We start from the raw sequence: 16,157 nt of genomic DNA, 5'->3' as shown, positions 1-16,157 counted from the left end.
CCCTTACTATGCAAACCGATGAACTGATCACTCTGGTCAACAACGCACTGGAAGAACTCAAGGCGAAAGAAATCGTCCAGATTGATGTGCGCGAACAGACCAGTATTACCGATTACATGATGATTGCCAGCGGCACGTCCAGCCGCCACGTCTCAGCCCTGAGTGACAACGTGGTGGAGAAGGCCAAGCTGGCCGGCAATAAACCGCTGGGTGTTGAAGGCAAGGCGGGCGGCGAGTGGGTTCTGGTCGACCTGGGGGATGTGGTGGTGCATATCATGCAACCCGCTACGCGCCAGTTCTATGATCTCGAACGGCTGTGGGAAAGTGCTGAAAGCCGCCGCGCAGCGGCCCAGCAGCCGACGGAGTAGTCATATGCGCATTCGCCTGATCAGCGTGGCGTCGCGTATGCCGCGCTGGGTGGAGCAGGGTTATCAGGAGTATGCCAAACGCCTGCCGCCTGAATTGCCTCTGGAGTTGGTGGAAATCCCGCTTGGCAACCGGAGCAAGAATGCCGATATTGCCCGTTTGATGAAGCGTGAGGGCGAACAGATGCTGGCCGTAACCCAGCCAGGGGAACGAATCGTGACGCTGGAGGTCAATGGCCGTGAGTGGTCAACGGCAACGCTGGCAGAGCAACTGGATAATTGGCGGCTGGATGCGCGCACGGTCAACCTGATGGTCGGTGGTCCCGAGGGGCTGGCCGAATCGGTGTGCCAGGCCAGTGAGCAACGCTGGTCTCTGTCACCATTGACCCTGCCGCACCCTCTGGTGCGCATCCTTCTGGCTGAACAGCTCTATCGGGCCTGGACCATTCTCAACCGTCACCCCTATCACAAGTAAGTAATGGCCAAGCCGATCAAGCTCACTGATTTCAAGAGCGATGCCCGCATTGTGCAGGGACGCGTGCTGCTCTGTGCCCTGGTGATACTGTCGATGCTGGGTGCCCTGGTAGCGCGTATGTACTACCTGCAGGTAGTGCAGTATGACTACCATTCGACGCTGTCGGACAACAATCGGGTGCATGTGCAGCCAGTACCGCCGACGCGAGGACGTATCCATGATCGCAACGGCATCGTACTCGCCGAGAATCGTCCCAGCTACAGCCTGAACATTACCCATGAGCGGGTGCCGAATCTCCCGGCCACGCTGGAATTGCTGCAGGATTTGCTCGAGCTCGATGCCGAGTCGATGGAGCGGGCTGCAAGGCGGTTGCAGCAGCGGCGGCGGCCCTTTGAAGCGGTACCGATCATGTTCGAGCTGACCGAAGCGCAGATTGCCAGGCTGGCCGTCAATCAGTTCCGTTTGCCCGGGGTAGAAGTGCAGGCCAGTTTCGTTCGTCATTACCCGCTGGGGGAAAAGTTTGCTCACGCAATCGGCTATGTCGGGCGGATCAACGAGGCGGAATTGCAACGTATCGATACGGTGGCTTACGCTGGCACCCATTACATCGGCAAGACCGGTATCGAGCGACAATACGAAGACTGGCTGCACGGTACTGTGGGGTATGAAGAAGTGGAAACCAATGCCCGGGGACGGGTGTTGCGCGTACTCAAACGAACCGATCCGCAACCAGGACGTGACCTCACGCTTCATCTGGACGCTCGCTTGCAACAGATTGCGCAAGAGGCTCTGGCCGGGCGTCGAGGCGCCGTGGTAGCGATTGAACCGGACACTGGTGGTGTTCTGGCCTTTGTCAGCCAGCCATCGTTCAATCCCAATCTGTTTGTTACCGGCATTAGCCACGCCGATTACGCTGCTCTGCGAGATTCGCTGGATCGGCCCTTGTTCAACCGGGTGTTGCGTGGTCAGTATCCCCCCGGCTCGACCATCAAACCGATGATTGCCCTGGCCGGGCTTGAGCATGGAGCGGCTACCCGAAGCAGTCGGGTGTATGACCCGGGTTTTTATCAGCTGCCCAATCACAGTCACCGTTATCGCAACTGGAATCGACGGGGTGATGGCTGGGTGGACATGCGTTTCTCGATTGCTCGCTCGAACGACACCTTTTTCTATGATCTGGCGCACAAGCTGGGCATTGACCATATGCATGATTTCCTCAGCAAGTTCGGGCTTGGTCAGCGGGTAGCTCTGGATATGTTCGAGGAGCAGACCGGTTTGATGCCTTCCCGTGAGTGGAAACGAAATGCCCGTGGTCAGCCCTGGTATCCCGGCGAAACACTGATTGCCGGGATTGGCCAGGGCTACATGATGATGACTCCGCTGCAACTGGCCCATTCAACCGCCTTGCTGGCCAGTCGTGGCAAATGGATGCGACCACGCCTGCTCAAGGATGCCGAAGGCCTCGAACCGGATACCAGTGACACGCCGGATGACATCCAGCTGAGCAATCCGGACGATTGGGAATTTATCATTGATGCCATGGAAGATGTGATGCACGCCAGCCATGGAACAGCCCGGGGGGCGGCCCGGGATGCGGAATACCAGATTGCCGGCAAGACCGGTACCGCTCAGGTAGTGGCTATTGCCCAGGGCAATGAATATGACTCTGAAGCCTTGCAGGAGCGGCACCGGGATCATGCTCTGTTTATCGGCTTTGCACCTGCGGATGAGCCCCGGATTGCAGTGGCAGTCATGGTCGAGAATGGTGAATCAGGTGGTCGTGAGGCGGCGCCGGTAGCGCGTGCATTGTTTGATGCCTGGTTGTTGACCGGCGCCGAGACACCTGACCCGCAGCAGGAGCAGAGTCAATGAAACTGCTGAAACGCCTGAACACTCCGGCCCCCCAGGGTTACGGGCGACGGATGCCGCTGTGGCAACGCATTCATGTCGATCCCTGGCTGCTGTTGCTGTTACTGGTGCTGGCTACAGTGGCCGGGTTTGTATTGTATTCGGCAAGCGGACGCAGCCTGGCTCTGGTTTACCGTCAGGGTGCGGCCTATGCAGTGGGTTTGGCGGTAATGTTGGTGATAGCCCAGTTTCAGCCACGCTTTATGCAGCGTTGGGTGCCTTTGGCGTATCTGGCTGGTGTGTTGTTGCTGGTCGCTGTACTGGTGGCGGGGGTGCAGGCCAAGGGAGCGCAGCGTTGGCTGAGTATTCCCGGTCTGATGCGCTTTCAGCCTTCAGAGGTGATGAAACTGGCTATGCCGATGATGCTGGCCTGGTACCTTGGCCGGCATACCCTGCGACCAACACTGCCTCAGGTGGTGATCAGTCTGTTGATTGTCGCTGTGCCGGTATTCCTGGTGCTCAGGCAGCCCGATCTGGGCACTTCATTGTTGATTGCCACTTCCGGTTTTTTCGTCCTCTTGTTGGCCGGTTTGCGCTGGCGCTACATGATCGGTGCAGCCATTCTGCTGATGCCGGCTGCGGTCGCCATGTGGTTTTTTGTCTTGCACAATTATCAGAAACAACGGGTGCTGACCTTCCTCAATCCGGAGTCGGATCCCTTGGGGGCTGGCTGGAATATCATTCAGTCCAAAGCTGCCATCGGCTCCGGTGGGGTCTATGGCAAGGGGTGGTTGCAAGGGACCCAGTCGCACCTGGATTTTCTTCCCGAAGGGCATACCGATTTCGTGATTGCGGTGCTGGGTGAGGAGTTTGGTATGGTCGGTATCTGCCTGCTTTTGACGGTCTATCTGCTGATCATTGCCCGGGGACTCTATATTACCTTGCAGGCACAAGACAGCTTCTGCAAACTGCTGGCAGGCAGTATCACCCTGACCTTTTTTGTCTACGTGTTCGTCAACATCGGCATGGTCAGCGGACTCTTGCCGGTGGTCGGGGTACCCTTGCCATTGATCAGTTACGGCGGTACATCTCTGGTGACCTTGCTGGCAGGGTTCGGCATCCTGATGTCGATTCATACCCACCGCAAATGGATGTCAGAAGGTTGACCGTAAACCCGGCGGTGTCCGGGTGACGCAATCAGGAAGAAGAATAGATGCTAAATACCGGTTTTTCGGGCGTGGTGTATCACTGGCGGCGGTCTGTGCTGGCAGTCGCTTGCAGCTTGCTGGCGCCTCTGGCGGCGGCTTCGGACTATGGGGTCGAGCACCCGGCAGTATTGCCCTTTATCCAGGAAATGCAAAGCGAACACGGTTTCAGTGCCGATTACATGTTGCGCCTGCTGTCCGGGGCAGAACGCCGTCAACCGATCCTGGATGCTATCTCGCGGCCGGCGGAACGCGTGCGCCCCTGGCATGAGTATCGAGCCATTTTCGTGACCGAGCAGCGTTTGCAGCAAGGACTTGAGTTCTGGGCCGAGCATGCAGAGGCGCTGGCGCGGGCAGAGCAGGAATACGGTGTTGAGCCGGAAGTAATTGTCGCCATTATCGGTGTAGAGACTTTTTACGGGCGGCACACAGGTACTCATCGGGTGCTGGATGCGTTGACCACGCTGGGTTTTGATTATCCGCCGCGGGCTGACTTCTTCCGTCGCCAGCTCAAGGCTTTCATGGTGTTGACCCGTGAACAGCAAATGGACCCGAGTGTTTTGACCGGCTCTTACGCCGGTGCCATGGGTTATCCGCAGTTCATTCCCAGCAGTTATCAGGTGTTTGCCGTCGACTTTGACGGCGATGGCAAAGTGGATATATGGAACAATCCGGTCGATGCCATTGGCAGCGTGGCCAACTACTTCAAGGAGCACAAGTGGCAGCATGGTGCGCCGGTCGTGGTCGCCGCCGAGGTCAATGGTGAGCGCTATGCTGAAGGCATCACTCTGAATGACGGCCTGCAGGCCAGACTGACGGTGGCCGAGCTGCGCGCCCTGGGTTGGCAGCCGGCCACGGATCTGCCGGATGAGCAGAGCGTCATGAGTTTCGAGTTTGACGCCGGCGATCAGCAGCAGCACTGGATCGGCCTGGATAATCTGTACGCCATTACCCGATATAATCACAGCGTGATGTACGCCATGGTCGTACATCAGTTGGCACAACAGCTACGTGAGGCGCGAATCCCATGACTGTCGCTCGACTTTGCCGGACTTGTCTGCTGATTGTTCTGGGCGCGAGCCTGGTTGCCTGTTCCGGTAGTGGCAAGCGGATCGAAAGCCCGGCGGCCACGGCGATTGATCGCAATGCACCGTCGATTCGACCCACGTTGGAGGATGGCGCGCCCAGTTATCTGATGGATGTCTCGGGTATCCCGGATGCGGTTCCGACGCCGCACGACGGCGCCTACAAGGCCACCCCCTATACCCTGATGGGTGTCCGTTATGAACCCTTGCAGGATGGCCGCAACTACCGTGAAGAAGGCATTGCGTCCTGGTATGGCACCAAGTTCCACGGTCAGCTTACAGCGAATGGTGAGGTGTATGACCTTTATGCCATGACGGCCGCCCACAAGACATTGCCTCTGCCAAGCTACGTGAAGGTAACCAACCTGGAAAACAATCGCGAGGTGATTGTCCGGGTGAATGATCGCGGACCTTTCTATTCAGAGCGAATTATTGATCTGTCCTATGCTGCGGCGCAACGTCTCGGCTTTGCCGACAAGGGGACAGCGCGGGTGCTGGTCGAGGGAATTGATCCGGTAGCCTGGCAGCAGGAAAACAACAGAGATCGTCAGCTGGTGGATGCCGCGCTTGATAATGTTCCCGCATCAAATGGGGAACTTTATCTGCAACTGGGTGCCTTCTCCAACAGCCAGGCGGCTGAACAACTGCGCCAGCGTGTGCAAGCCATGGTCAGTGCCAGTGTCAGCGTGTCCCCCGTGCAGTTACAGCGTCAGACCCTGCATCGCGTCAGGGTCGGTCCGGTAGCCAGTGAAGCTGAGGCCGTGCGTCTGATGGATCGTCTGCGTCTGGCGGATCTGGGTTCACCCACACTGATCCGTGCCAACTGAAATCCCATGCCTTTGACTTTGTGAGAATCATGTTTAAATCAATGAAAAACCTGTTTGTGACTGGCCTGGTGCTGGGTATGACAACGCTGGTGCAGGCGCAAAACGCATCCATTCCGATGGTCCCGGCAGCACCGCAAATTGCTGCCAGCAGCTATATCCTGATGGATGCCAACAGTGGTCGGATTCTGGTCGAACACAACGCGGACGAACGCCTGCCACCCGCCAGCCTGACCAAGATGATGACCAGCTATCTCGGAAGTCTTGAGTTGCTGGAAGGGCGCATCAATGAACAGGATGAAGTGCTGGTCAGCGAAAAAGCCTGGCGCAAGGGCGGCTCGAAGATGTTTATCGAAGTGGGCGATCGGGTCCCCTTCATTGATCTCAAGCGCGGGGTGATCATCCAGTCCGGCAATGACGCCAGCATTGCCATGGCCGAGCACATTGCCGGCAGTGAAGATGCCTTTGCCGACCTGATGAACAGCCATGCCCGGCGTTTAGGCATGCAGAACAGCCATTTCACCAATGCGACTGGCTGGCCGGATGATGCGATGCACTCCAGTGCCCGCGATATGGCACTGCTGGCGCGCGCGATTATCCGTGACGACCGCCAATACTATGAGATCTACAAGGAACGTGAGTTTACCTGGAACGGTATCCGGCAGAACAACCGCAATCGCATGTTGTGGCGTGACAGCAGTGTCGATGGCTTGAAAACCGGACATACCGAGGCAGCGGGTTATTGTCTGGTGGCCTCGGCGGAGCGTGAAGGCATGCGCCTGATTTCCGTGGTCATGGGTACCAGCAGCGACGAGGTCCGCACGTCGGAAACGCAAAAATTGCTGACCTGGGGTTTCCGCTTTTTTGAAACGCGCAACTTCTATCAGCCAGGCGAAGTGCTGGCTACCCCTCGTGTCTGGGCCGGCGTCGACAACCAGGTGCGTGCCGGCCTGGCCGATGGCCTGCTGTTGACCCTGCCGCGTGGTCAGGCTGATCGCTTGCAAGCCAGTGTCAGCTTGAAATCAACCCTGCGCGCCCCCATCGTAGTGGGCGACGAGCTGGGCGAGGTAGAGGTCCGTCTGGGCGATGAAGTCGTGCACAAGGCACCACTGGTCGCCTTGGCCGACGTTGAAGCCGCCGGTTTTTTTGGCCGTCTGTGGGACAGCTTGCGACTGTTCTTCTACGGTCTGTTCAACTGATTACAGGTAACTGTTATGGCGGATACCCCGCAAGCCCCGACAATCGAATTTCCCTGCCGTTATCCGATCAAGGTGATCGGCACGGCGACGGACGATTTTACTGATCTGGTGGTGACTGTCGTTGAGCAGCACACCTCGGCGGGTGATGTCGAGCTGGTCGATGTGCGCGACAGCAAGAACGGGCGCTTTGTGTCTGTGCGCATCCGTATAACCGCGACGGGTGAAGAGCAGTTGCAGGCGTTGCATCTGGCCCTGAAGTCCACGGGTCGTGTGCATATGGTGCTGTGATGGCACCTCCTCCTTTACGGGTTCGTGATCTGGGGTTGGTGGACTATCTGCCGACCCTTGACGCCATGCGCAAGCTGACCGCCGAGCGTGATGCCGATACACCCGACGAGATCTGGCTGTTGCAACACCCGCGGGTATTTACCCAGGGGCAGGCGGGCAAGGCCGAGCATGTACTGGCTGCCGGCGACATACCGATCGTTCAGGTTGAGCGCGGCGGGCAAGTGACCTACCACGGCCCCGGTCAGTTGGTGGTTTATTTGCTGTTGGATATTCGCCGACGTGGCATGGGTGTGCGCGAGCTGGTCAGTCTGATGGAGCAGGCACTGGTCGACCTGCTTGCCGATTACGACATCAGCGCGGCACCACGGCCGGATGCACCGGGCGTCTATGTTGGCGCGGCAAAAATTGCCTCGCTCGGACTGCGTATCCGCCGGGGTTGTTCTTTCCATGGACTGGCATTGAATGTGGACATGGACCTGGAGCCCTTCCGCCGTATCAATCCCTGCGGCTACGCCGGCCTGCAAATGACCCAGATGCGCGATCAGATGACCGGGCCTGTTGCTGTCAGTGAGGTGGCTGAGCGTTTACAGGGGCACCTGCAGCGGTTATTGGCTGATCATGATGGCGCTGCTTGAGCTGGCCTTCAGGTAACAGCACAGCCTGGGCCGGCAGTTTATTCAGTGGCCTCCCTAGATAGTTCTGGTGGGAATCAACTCAATAACAGCGCTGTTCTCTTGCCCCGGCACTCTGGCCGGCTCGGCGAGGCCAAGGTTGTTCTTTTCAAACACCCGGTCAGCGCGGTAGCTGGAGCGAACCAGCGGGCCTGACGCGACTTCCATAAAGCCCATTTCCAGACCAATGTCGCGATAGCGATTGAATTCTTCCGGAGTTACCCAGCGTTCAACCGCCAGGTGGTTGCGCGTTGGGCGCAGATATTGCCCAAGGGTGACAATATCGACCTTGATGGCGCGCAGATCTTCAAACGTCTGCAGAATCTCGGCGTCGGTTTCGCCGAGCCCCAACATCAGGCTGGTCTTGGTCAGTACCTGGGGACGATGCTGCTTGGCATAGGCCAGCACATCCAGGGTCTTGCGGTAGCCGGCACGCGGGTCGCGTACCTTGTGCGTCAGGCGTTCGACGGTTTCCACGTTCTGGGCAAAAACCTCCAGGCCTGAGTCGATCACGGCCTGGATAGCGCTGAGTACGCCATCAAAGTCCGGAGTCAATGCTTCTACCACCACCTGCGGCGTACGCTTCTTGATCGCACGCACGCAGGCCGCGTAATGGGCAGCGCCACCATCATCGAGATCATCCCGGTCAACCGAGGTCAGGACGATATAGCGCAGGCCCATGAGTTCGACTGACTTGGCGGTGTTGGCCGGCTCTTCCTGATCCAGCCAGCCATTCGGATTGCCGGTGTCTACCGCACAGAAGCGGCAGGCACGGGTGCATACGGAGCCCATCAGCATGATGGTGGCCGTGCCGTTGGCCCAGCATTCACCCTGATTGGGGCAATGCGATTCCTCACACACCGTGCTCAGGCGGTGTTCCTTGACGTTGCGCTTGACCGCTTCAAAGCGGGCGCCACTGGGCATTTTTGCCCGCAGCCACTTTGGCTTGGGCCCGTTGCTGACGCCTTCGTCAGTTTGCTTGCGCTGCTTCTGACCATCCTTGATCGCGGCGATACCGTGCTCGGTGCGGAACTTTTCACCGCTGGATACCGGCTTGGATGGCTGCTCACTCATGGGTTGGGTTCTCGTCTTGGGGGCAGGCTGCCCGGCAGAATCATGCGCCGAGTTTATCATAGCCAGCTTGCGCCCTGCATGGCACCAAGGTCGCAGGCTGCGGTGCGAAGCACTGATCAGCCACACAATAAGTGTCGGCGGTGTTGCCAGCCACCGGTGCCAGACCGTCGCTAGCCAGGGATGGCTATCGACGAGCGCACATGGATGTGCTTGTAGCGTGTCTGGCATCGGTGACTGGCAATGCTGCCGGGCGCAAAAAAACCTGGCTGATCAGTGCTTCCCCGTCAACCGCATTCAGCCGACAAGTCTTGACAATTATCAAGGCAATTTCCCACACCTTGTCGCACAGTCATGGCTGGTCTGATGCAAGAGGAATGCAGGCATGCAACTGGTGTGTCCCGCAGGCAGCCTGCCTGCACTGAAATCGGCTTTGCGTGAAGGCGCCGATGCTGTTTATACCGGCTTTCGCGATGATACCAATGCGCGCCATTTTGCCGGCCTCAATTTTACTGATCAGCAACTGGAGCAGGGGTTGGCGCTGGTGCGAGCGCAGGGCAAGGCCTTGTACATCGCAGTGAATACCTATGCCTTGCCGGATGGTTGGGCACGTTGGCAGCGTGCAGTGGACCAGGCGGCGGCGCTGGGCGTGGATGCGTTGATTGCAGCTGACCCGGGCGTTCTCGCGTATGCCAGCAAACATCATCCGGATCTGCCGCTGCATCTGTCGGTGCAGGGCTCGGCGACCAACCCCGATGCACTGCGCTTCTATCATCAGCGCTACCGGATTCGCCGTGCAGTATTGCCCCGTGTGCTCTCGTTGCAACAGGTCGAGCGCCTGGCCGCGCTGAGTCCGGTTCCGCTGGAAGTGTTTGCCTTTGGCAGCCTGTGCATCATGGCTGAAGGGCGCTGTCATTTATCCTCATATGTTACCGCGCAGTCACCCAATTTATGCGGTGTCTGTTCGCCGGCCAGTGCCGTGCGCTGGAGTCAGGAGTCGGACAACCTGTCAGCCCGGTTGAATAATGTATTGATTGACCGGTATGCCGAGGATGAGCCTGCCGGGTATCCAACCCTGTGCAAAGGGCGCTTTATGGTCAATGGGCAGCGGACGCATGCACTGGAAGAACCGACCAGCCTGAATACCCTGGATCTGATACCGCAACTGGTCGCCATGGGTATTGCGGCGGTAAAGATTGAAGGTCGCCAGCGCAGTCCAGCCTATGTCGAGCAGGTAACCCGGGTGTGGCGTCAGGCGCTGGATGCCTATGCCGCCGATCCGGCTGGTTTTCAGGTTGATGCCGGATGGATGCGGCGCCTGGCTGCACTGTCGGAAGGAAGCCAAACTACCCTGGGTGCCTACCAACGGGCCTGGCAATAGGAGAGCCAACCAATGCGACTGAGTCTGGGACCGGTGCTGTTTTATTGGTCACGCCGGCAACTGCTGGATTTTTATGCCGAGATGGCCGAACAGCCGCTGGATGTGATCTATCTGGGTGAAACCGTATGCAGCAAGCGGCGTGCGCTTTCACTGGATGACTGGCTGGGGCTGGCGCGTGATCTGCGTGAGCATAGCGGGGTTGACGTCGTACTGTCCGGATTGGCCCTGATCGAGGCCGGCTCCGAGCGTGCCAGCCTGCGGCGTTTGTGTGCCAATGGCGAACTGATGGTCGAGGCCAATGATATGGCGGCGGTTCAGATGCTCAGTGAGTTGGGCCAGGACTTTGTTGGTGGGCCGGCGTTGAATGTCTACAACGCCTTTGCTCTGGCTGAATTGCAGGCCGCAGGTATGCAGCGCTGGGTGCCTCCTGTGGAGTGTTCCGGTGCCTTGTTGCAAGCGCTGCTGAACCAGTGCCGAGAGGAGACGATCAGCTTGCCGGAACTGGAGGTCTTTGCCTGGGGCTATCTGCCGCTGGCCTATTCGGCGCGCTGTTTTACCGCCCGCGCCGAGCACCGGCCGAAAGATGCCTGCGACTTTGTTTGCCAATATTATCCGGAAGGCTTGCCGATGCTGACCCAGGAAGGTCAGCCATTGTTTACCCTGAATGGTATCCAGACCCTGTCGGCAGGGGTGTGCAATCTGCTTGCCGAGTATCCACAGCTGCAGCAGATGGGGGTAGACATGCTGCGCCTGAGCCCGCGGTTGCAGAACATGTCGCAGGTGATCAATTATTTTGATCAGGTACGTCATGGTGGTGAGCCACCGCTGGTGGTGGATGGCTGCAATGGCTATTGGTATGGGCAGGCTGGCATGTTGCGGGTAGAAGAGGCCGGATTATGCTGAATGGCTCGTTGTTCGCGCCGGCAGTCGCGGGATTGCGATTGGTGTCACCTGTATTGCCGGTTACCCGGCATGTCCCCTTTGTACTGCAGCAGGCCATTCTGGAACCGATCCTGGCGCGCTTGCTGGCTGCACCGCTGGCTATGGGTGAGCTGGATATGCTGCAAGGTCGCTGGTTGAAGCTGACGATCACTGATCTGGGTCTGAGCTGGTGCGTCAGTCGCGACCGCCTTGGCTTGCGCGTCTGCCGCGACCAATCGGCGGATGCCTGCATTGCCGGCAGTTGGCGTGATTTCCTGCTGCTGGCCAGTCGACAGGAGGACCCGGATACGCTGTTCTTTCGTCGTCGCCTGCAGTTGTCGGGCGATACCGAGTTGGGGCTGGCGGTGAAGAATCTGCTCGACAGTCTGGACCCGGAGCACCTGCCGCCGCGCCTGTGGCAAGCCCTGCAGGCCCTGGGGCGGGCAGCGAGGGACCTGTGATGAGTGTGACTGGTAACGCCGTACCCTGATCAGATCGCCTGCTCAGAGACTGCGCAACACCGGCGAGCCCCGGTGCGCCGCGCCAGCGATGATTTGGGCCAGGGTGTCCCAGGGCGAACCTGATTGCAGCCCCTTGATCTGCTCGTCGACCAGCTGGGCCTGGCGTAGCCAGCTGGCCCATTGGCTGGCCGGGTGGCGCTGCAGCGCCTGACTCAACAGCGGTCGGCGCTTGTCCCAGATCGGCGGGCGTTGACTGGCAAAGACCTTGTCGCTGGGTATGCCGCGCTCGATCTGCTGCGCCATATCCGTAAGTCCGCGTATTTCACGGGCAATGGCCCAGAGTACGATGGGCGCTTCCACGCCTTCACCGCGCAAGCCGCTGAGAATGCGCAGGGCATGTCCGGCATCGCCCTGCAACAAGGCATCAACCAGGCCAAAGACATCGAAGCGGGCGCTGTCGGCAACCACCTGGCGAATGGTTTCCAGCTCAATCTGGCCGCCCTGGTCGAAGAGTTTGAGCTTTTCGATTTCCTGTGCCGCAGCCAGCAGGTTGCCTTCCACCCGTTCTGCCAGCAATTCCAGCGCTTCCGGGCTGGCTTGCAGGCCTGCGTTGCTCAGGCGTTGGCGCATCCAGTCAGGCAGTTGCTGGCTATCAATTGGCCAGATCTGCACAAAACGACTGTTGGCGTGCTCGATCAGGGTTTTGGCCCATTTTGTTTTGAGCGCATTCTTGTCCAGTTTGGGCAAGGTAACCAACAGGGTTGTGTCATCTGGCGGACTCTCCAGATACGCTTGCAAGGCTTTGTTGCCGTCGTCACCCGGGTTGCCGTTCAAGCGCAGCTCAAGCAGGCGTTGCTGGGCGAATAAAGACAGACTCTGGCTGGCGGCGTAGAGGTGTGACCAGTCAAACCCGCGCTCAACATGAAAGACCTGGCGCTCTTCACTGCCAGCCTGTCGGCAGGCATGCCGAATCAGATCTGCAGCTTCACCCAGCAGCAGCGGTTCATCCCCGCACAGGATATAGACGGGCGCCAGCTGTTCGTTGAGCTGGCGCGCCAATTGATGGCTATTGAGCTTCATGGCTCACTGCGGCTGACCCAGCGCCTGTTCGCGGGCCCGGAGCTCGCTTTCGCTGAGACTGGAAAGACGAAACAGCAATTGACGGCTGAGGTCGCGGCGCATTTCGCGGCGTAACAACTCGGCCTCCTGGCCGCTGCCGACCACGTTGTCACGGTCATTGACATAGACGCGCTCGGTGCTCAGGGTTTCAGGGCCGACCAGTACGCGTTCCTGACGGTCGCTGATGACGTACTCGATCTGACTGGTCAGGGACATTTCTGCCGGTGTGGCACGGCCAGAGTAGGTGATCGCCTTGCTTTCCTGACGCTCAGCGGAAATATGCAGCTGGTAGGCCGCCGCCGAACTGATGTTGACCTGCTCACGGGTCAGCGTATCGACTACTTCACGCACGATGGCACTGTGAGGATCTTCGGCGCTGACCTGCAGACTGTCCAGCTTGACATTGTCGACGCCGGCACCGCGCAACTGGAAACCGCAGCCAGTGAGGAAAAGCAGGCCGAGCAGCAAGGTGCCACTGGCCAGAGTGCGCATACCGCGCTGTGAGCTGAGCATTTTCATCCGCTATGTTCTCCTTGAACCGCGATCAGTTGGCGACAATATTGACCAGTTTACCCGGCACGACGATGACCTTGCGAATACTCAGGCCTTCGGTGAAGCGCTGTACATTCTCGTTGTCGCGGGCGATGGCTTCGATCGCTTCGCGGCTGGCATCGGCAGCAACGTCGATATGTGCCCGCAGCTTGCCGTTGACCTGAATCACCATTTGCAACGTGTCTTGCACCAGGGCACTGTCATCCACACTGGGCCAGCGCACATCAATGACCGGATCAGCATGACCCAGGGCCTGCCACAGACTGTGACAGATATGCGGAGTGATTGGTGCCAACAATAGGGTGACGGCTTCCAGGCCTTCCTGCAAAAGCGCACGATCCTGTGGCGACTGCTGCGGGGCTTTTTCCAGCACGTTCATCAGGGTCATCACCGCAGCGATGGCGGTGTTGAACTTGTGTTGCTGGCCAATATCGTGACTGGCTTGCCTGATTGCCAGATGAATCGAACGACGCACATCTTTTTGCGCGTCGTTCAGACTGCCGACGTCCAGTGCTGAAGCCGCGCCTTCAGCAACAAACTGACTGGCAAGACGCCAGACCCGGCGCAAGAAGCGCTGAGCGCCCTCGACCCCGGAGTCAGACCACTCCAGGCTCATATCCGGCGGTGATGCGAACATCATGAACAGGCGACAGGTGTCTGCACCGTATTGGTCGATCATGGCTTGCGGATCAACGCCGTTATTCTTCGACTTCGACATTTTCTCGGTGCCGCCGATCTCGACCGGTTGGCCATCACTGCTCAAGCGGGCACTGGTAATCTTGCCTTTGGCGTCACGCTCGACCTCGACATCGGCCGGATTGAACCATTGTTTGCCGCCTTTGGCGTCAGTGCGATAGTAGGTGTCGGCCAGTACCATGCCCTGGGTCAGCAGATGCTTGAAGGGTTCATCACTATCGACCAGGCCTTCATCACGCATCAGCTTGTGGAAGAAGCGCGCATACAGCAGGTGGAGAATGGCATGCTCGATACCACCGATGTACTGATCAACCGGAAGCCAGTAATTGGCTGCTTTCGGGTCCACCATGCCGCCTTCGAAATGCGGTGAGGCATAGCGGGCGAAATACCAGGATGATTCAACAAAGGTATCCATGGTGTCGGTTTCACGCCGTGCCGGCTTGCCGCAGCTGGGGCAGGCACATTCATAAAACTCAGGCATCTTCGCCAGCGGGCTGCCGGTACCGTCAGGCACCACGTCTTCCGGGAGTATTACCGGTAATTGATCATCCGGCACCGGAACGTCGCCACAGCTGTCACAATGGATGACCGGAATCGGGCAACCCCAGTAGCGCTGACGGCTGATGCCCCAATCACGCAGGCGGAAGCGGGTTCGCGGTGCGCCGAGGTCATTTTGCTGCAACACCTCACCAATGGCGGTCAGTGCACTGTCGAAATCCATGCCGTCGAATTCATCGGAATTGATCAGTACACCTTTTTCCGCGTAGGCGTCTTGCCAGGGCGAGGGTGTTGTATCGCCGGCCGAGGTGCGAATCACCGGTTTGATTGGCAGCTTGTACTTGTCGGCAAAGGCAAAGTCACGTTCATCATGGGCGGGTACAGCCATGACCGCCCCATCGCCGTAACTCATCAACACGTAGTTGGCGACCCATACCGGTAATTTTTCCCCGGTCAGCGGGTGTTCGACGAAGAGGTTGGTTGGCAGGCCTTTCTTTTCCTGGGTGGCGATGTCAGCTTCGGCCACGCCACCCCGTTTGCATTCATCAATGAAAGCCTGCAAGCGCGGATTGCCATCAGCAGCCCGGGTTGCCAACGGATGCTCGGCAGCAACCGCCACATAGGTAGCGCCCATCAGGGTATCCGGGCGGGTGGTAAAGACCTTCAGCTTGCCGGTCTGGCCAATACTGGCCTGATCATAGGGGAAATGCACTTCCATGCCGACTGATTTGCCGATCCAGTTGCGCTGCATGGTCTTGACCTGTTCCGGCCAGCCATCCAGCTCATCCAGCGAACTGAGCAACTCTTCCGCATAGTCGGTAATCCGGAAGTAATACATGGGGATATCGCGCTTTTCGATCTCGGCGCCTGAGCGCCACCCCTTGCCGTCGATGACCTGCTCGTTGGCCAGCACGGTCTGGTCGACCGGATCCCAGTTGACGGTACCGTTCTTGCGGTAGATCACGCCTTTCTTGTACAGCCGGGTAAACAGCCACTGCTCCCAACGGTAATACTCGGGCCGGCAGGTAGCGAACTCACGAGACCAGTCAATGGCCAGCCCAAGGCTTTGCAGCTGGCTGCGCATATAGTCGATGTTCGAGTAGGTCCATTCGGCCGGTGGCACCTGGTTGTTCATGGCGGCATTTTCTGCCGGCATGCCGAACGCATCCCAGCCCATCGGTTGCATGACATTCTTGCCCTGCATGCGCTGATAGCGGGCAATCACGTCACCAATGGTGTAGTTGCGCACATGCCCCATGTGCAGTTTGCCACTGGGGTAAGGAAACATGGACAGGCAGTAGAAGGTATCCCGGCCGGGAGTTTCTTCCACGCGGAAGGCCTGGCTGGCATCCCAGTCACTGCGGGCGGCGGCTTCGATCTCTCGGGGTGCGTACTGTTCTTGCATAGTCGGGGCTGTCAAAGGGGCTCGTCGGAAGGTCAGAAGTAAGCCGGCAGGATACACCACCCGAGCCACCTGAGGTAGTCATATGCCGTTCGT

General features: G+C 58.7%; 16 protein-coding genes. 12 read left to right on the top strand and 4 right to left on the bottom strand.

Going from position 1 to position 16,157, the window contains the following annotated elements:
• The first annotated feature begins 8 nt into the window (after nt 1–8).
• The 9 genes from rsfS to lipB all read left to right on the top strand — a co-directional run bounded on the left by rsfS (nt 9) and on the right by lipB (nt 7,924).
• Nucleotides 9–368: a ribosome silencing factor gene (rsfS, locus tag BLU07_RS11340; RefSeq protein WP_092387008.1), complete on the top strand. Its 360-nt coding sequence runs from the start codon at nt 9–11 to the stop codon at nt 366–368.
• A 4-nt stretch (nt 369–372) separates the two neighbouring features.
• Entirely contained in the window at nt 373–840 is a 468-nt protein-coding gene (gene rlmH / locus BLU07_RS11335) for a 23S rRNA (pseudouridine(1915)-N(3))-methyltransferase RlmH (protein ID WP_092387006.1), read from the top strand.
• A 3-nt stretch (nt 841–843) separates the two neighbouring features.
• Nucleotides 844–2,712, top strand: coding sequence for a penicillin-binding protein 2 (gene mrdA, locus BLU07_RS11330; protein ID WP_092387004.1), 1,869 nt, complete (start codon nt 844–846; stop codon nt 2,710–2,712).
• Entirely contained in the window at nt 2,709–3,854 is a 1,146-nt protein-coding gene (rodA, locus tag BLU07_RS11325; protein WP_092387003.1) for a rod shape-determining protein RodA, read from the top strand. The genes mrdA and rodA overlap by 4 nt, the downstream gene beginning before the upstream one ends.
• Before the next feature lie 47 nt (nt 3,855–3,901).
• Nucleotides 3,902–4,924 carry a lytic murein transglycosylase B gene (gene mltB, locus BLU07_RS11320; protein ID WP_092387002.1) on the top strand — a complete coding sequence of 341 codons (1,023 nt, stop codon included), beginning with the start codon at nt 3,902–3,904 and terminating at the stop codon, nt 4,922–4,924.
• On the top strand, nt 4,921–5,805 hold the full coding sequence (locus BLU07_RS11315) for a septal ring lytic transglycosylase RlpA family protein (protein WP_092387001.1): 885 nt from the start codon (nt 4,921–4,923) through the stop codon (nt 5,803–5,805). Before mltB ends, BLU07_RS11315 begins: the two co-directional genes overlap by 4 nt.
• Before the next feature lie 77 nt (nt 5,806–5,882).
• Entirely contained in the window at nt 5,883–7,001 is a 1,119-nt protein-coding gene (locus tag BLU07_RS11310) for a D-alanyl-D-alanine carboxypeptidase family protein (protein WP_231701739.1), read from the top strand.
• 15 nt (nt 7,002–7,016) lie between these two features.
• Entirely contained in the window at nt 7,017–7,289 is a 273-nt protein-coding gene (locus BLU07_RS11305; protein ID WP_092387000.1) for an HP0495 family protein, read from the top strand.
• Nucleotides 7,289–7,924, top strand: a complete 636-nt coding sequence (gene lipB, locus BLU07_RS11300; RefSeq protein WP_092386999.1) for a lipoyl(octanoyl) transferase LipB — start codon at nt 7,289–7,291, stop codon at nt 7,922–7,924. The genes BLU07_RS11305 and lipB overlap by 1 nt, the downstream gene beginning before the upstream one ends.
• A gap of 54 nt (nt 7,925–7,978) precedes the next feature.
• Here lipB and lipA read toward each other — a convergent pair whose 3' ends face one another.
• Nucleotides 7,979–9,034: a lipoyl synthase gene (lipA, locus tag BLU07_RS11295; RefSeq protein WP_092386986.1), complete on the bottom strand. Its 1,056-nt coding sequence runs from the start codon at nt 9,032–9,034 to the stop codon at nt 7,979–7,981.
• A gap of 382 nt (nt 9,035–9,416) precedes the next feature.
• Between lipA and ubiU the strand changes: the two genes are divergently transcribed.
• From ubiU to ubiT, 3 genes are read left to right on the top strand one after another with little or no spacing between them, the layout of a single operon-like run.
• Nucleotides 9,417–10,412, top strand: coding sequence for a ubiquinone anaerobic biosynthesis protein UbiU (gene ubiU / locus BLU07_RS11290; RefSeq protein WP_092386985.1), 996 nt, complete (start codon nt 9,417–9,419; stop codon nt 10,410–10,412).
• Between the two features lie 12 nt (nt 10,413–10,424).
• Nucleotides 10,425–11,315 carry a U32 family peptidase gene (locus tag BLU07_RS11285; protein WP_092386984.1) on the top strand — a complete coding sequence of 297 codons (891 nt, stop codon included), beginning with the start codon at nt 10,425–10,427 and terminating at the stop codon, nt 11,313–11,315.
• Nucleotides 11,309–11,794: a ubiquinone anaerobic biosynthesis accessory factor UbiT gene (gene ubiT, locus BLU07_RS11280; RefSeq protein ID WP_092386983.1), complete on the top strand. Its 486-nt coding sequence runs from the start codon at nt 11,309–11,311 to the stop codon at nt 11,792–11,794. The genes BLU07_RS11285 and ubiT overlap by 7 nt, the downstream gene beginning before the upstream one ends.
• A 42-nt stretch (nt 11,795–11,836) precedes the next feature.
• Here the strand turns inward: ubiT and holA are convergent, their stop codons facing one another.
• The 3 genes from holA to leuS are packed head-to-tail and all read right to left on the bottom strand — an operon-like array spanning nt 11,837 to nt 16,064.
• Nucleotides 11,837–12,874, bottom strand: a complete 1,038-nt coding sequence (holA, locus tag BLU07_RS11275) for a DNA polymerase III subunit delta (RefSeq protein ID WP_092386982.1) — start codon at nt 12,872–12,874, stop codon at nt 11,837–11,839.
• Between the two features lie 3 nt (nt 12,875–12,877).
• Nucleotides 12,878–13,432 carry an LPS-assembly lipoprotein LptE gene (locus tag BLU07_RS11270; protein ID WP_092386981.1) on the bottom strand — a complete coding sequence of 185 codons (555 nt, stop codon included), beginning with the start codon at nt 13,430–13,432 and terminating at the stop codon, nt 12,878–12,880.
• A gap of 25 nt (nt 13,433–13,457) precedes the next feature.
• On the bottom strand, nt 13,458–16,064 hold the full coding sequence (leuS, locus tag BLU07_RS11265; RefSeq protein WP_092386980.1) for a leucine--tRNA ligase: 2,607 nt from the start codon (nt 16,062–16,064) through the stop codon (nt 13,458–13,460).
• Between the last annotated feature and the right edge of the window lie 93 nt (nt 16,065–16,157).

The organism is Halopseudomonas salegens (assembly GCF_900105655.1).
GTDB classification, from domain to species: domain Bacteria; phylum Pseudomonadota; class Gammaproteobacteria; order Pseudomonadales; family Pseudomonadaceae; genus Halopseudomonas; species Halopseudomonas salegens.
Note: the sequence above shows the minus strand (reverse complement) of the source record. Positions and strands in the feature narration are given on the sequence as shown.

Bases quoted from the DNA above. Each gene is read 5' to 3' on its own strand.
- lipA (WP_092386986.1), bottom strand. From the start codon at position 9,034: ATGAGTGAGCAGCCATCCAAGCCGGTATCCAGCGGTGAAAAGTTCCGC.
- BLU07_RS11285 (WP_092386984.1), top strand. From the start codon at position 10,425: ATGCGACTGAGTCTGGGACCGGTGCTGTTTTATTGGTCACGCCGGCAA.
- BLU07_RS11305 (WP_092387000.1), top strand. From the start codon at position 7,017: ATGGCGGATACCCCGCAAGCCCCGACAATCGAATTTCCCTGCCGTTAT.
- mltB (WP_092387002.1), top strand. From the start codon at position 3,902: ATGCTAAATACCGGTTTTTCGGGCGTGGTGTATCACTGGCGGCGGTCT.
- ubiT (WP_092386983.1), top strand. From the start codon at position 11,309: ATGCTGAATGGCTCGTTGTTCGCGCCGGCAGTCGCGGGATTGCGATTG.
- BLU07_RS11315 (WP_092387001.1), top strand. From the start codon at position 4,921: ATGACTGTCGCTCGACTTTGCCGGACTTGTCTGCTGATTGTTCTGGGC.
- lipB (WP_092386999.1), top strand. From the start codon at position 7,289: ATGGCACCTCCTCCTTTACGGGTTCGTGATCTGGGGTTGGTGGACTAT.
- rlmH (WP_092387006.1), top strand. From the start codon at position 373: ATGCGCATTCGCCTGATCAGCGTGGCGTCGCGTATGCCGCGCTGGGTG.
- rodA (WP_092387003.1), top strand. From the start codon at position 2,709: ATGAAACTGCTGAAACGCCTGAACACTCCGGCCCCCCAGGGTTACGGG.
- BLU07_RS11270 (WP_092386981.1), bottom strand. From the start codon at position 13,432: ATGAAAATGCTCAGCTCACAGCGCGGTATGCGCACTCTGGCCAGTGGC.
- leuS (WP_092386980.1), bottom strand. From the start codon at position 16,064: ATGCAAGAACAGTACGCACCCCGAGAGATCGAAGCCGCCGCCCGCAGT.
- ubiU (WP_092386985.1), top strand. From the start codon at position 9,417: ATGCAACTGGTGTGTCCCGCAGGCAGCCTGCCTGCACTGAAATCGGCT.
- holA (WP_092386982.1), bottom strand. From the start codon at position 12,874: ATGAAGCTCAATAGCCATCAATTGGCGCGCCAGCTCAACGAACAGCTG.
- BLU07_RS11310 (WP_231701739.1), top strand. From the start codon at position 5,883: ATGACAACGCTGGTGCAGGCGCAAAACGCATCCATTCCGATGGTCCCG.
- rsfS (WP_092387008.1), top strand. From the start codon at position 9: ATGCAAACCGATGAACTGATCACTCTGGTCAACAACGCACTGGAAGAA.
- mrdA (WP_092387004.1), top strand. From the start codon at position 844: ATGGCCAAGCCGATCAAGCTCACTGATTTCAAGAGCGATGCCCGCATT.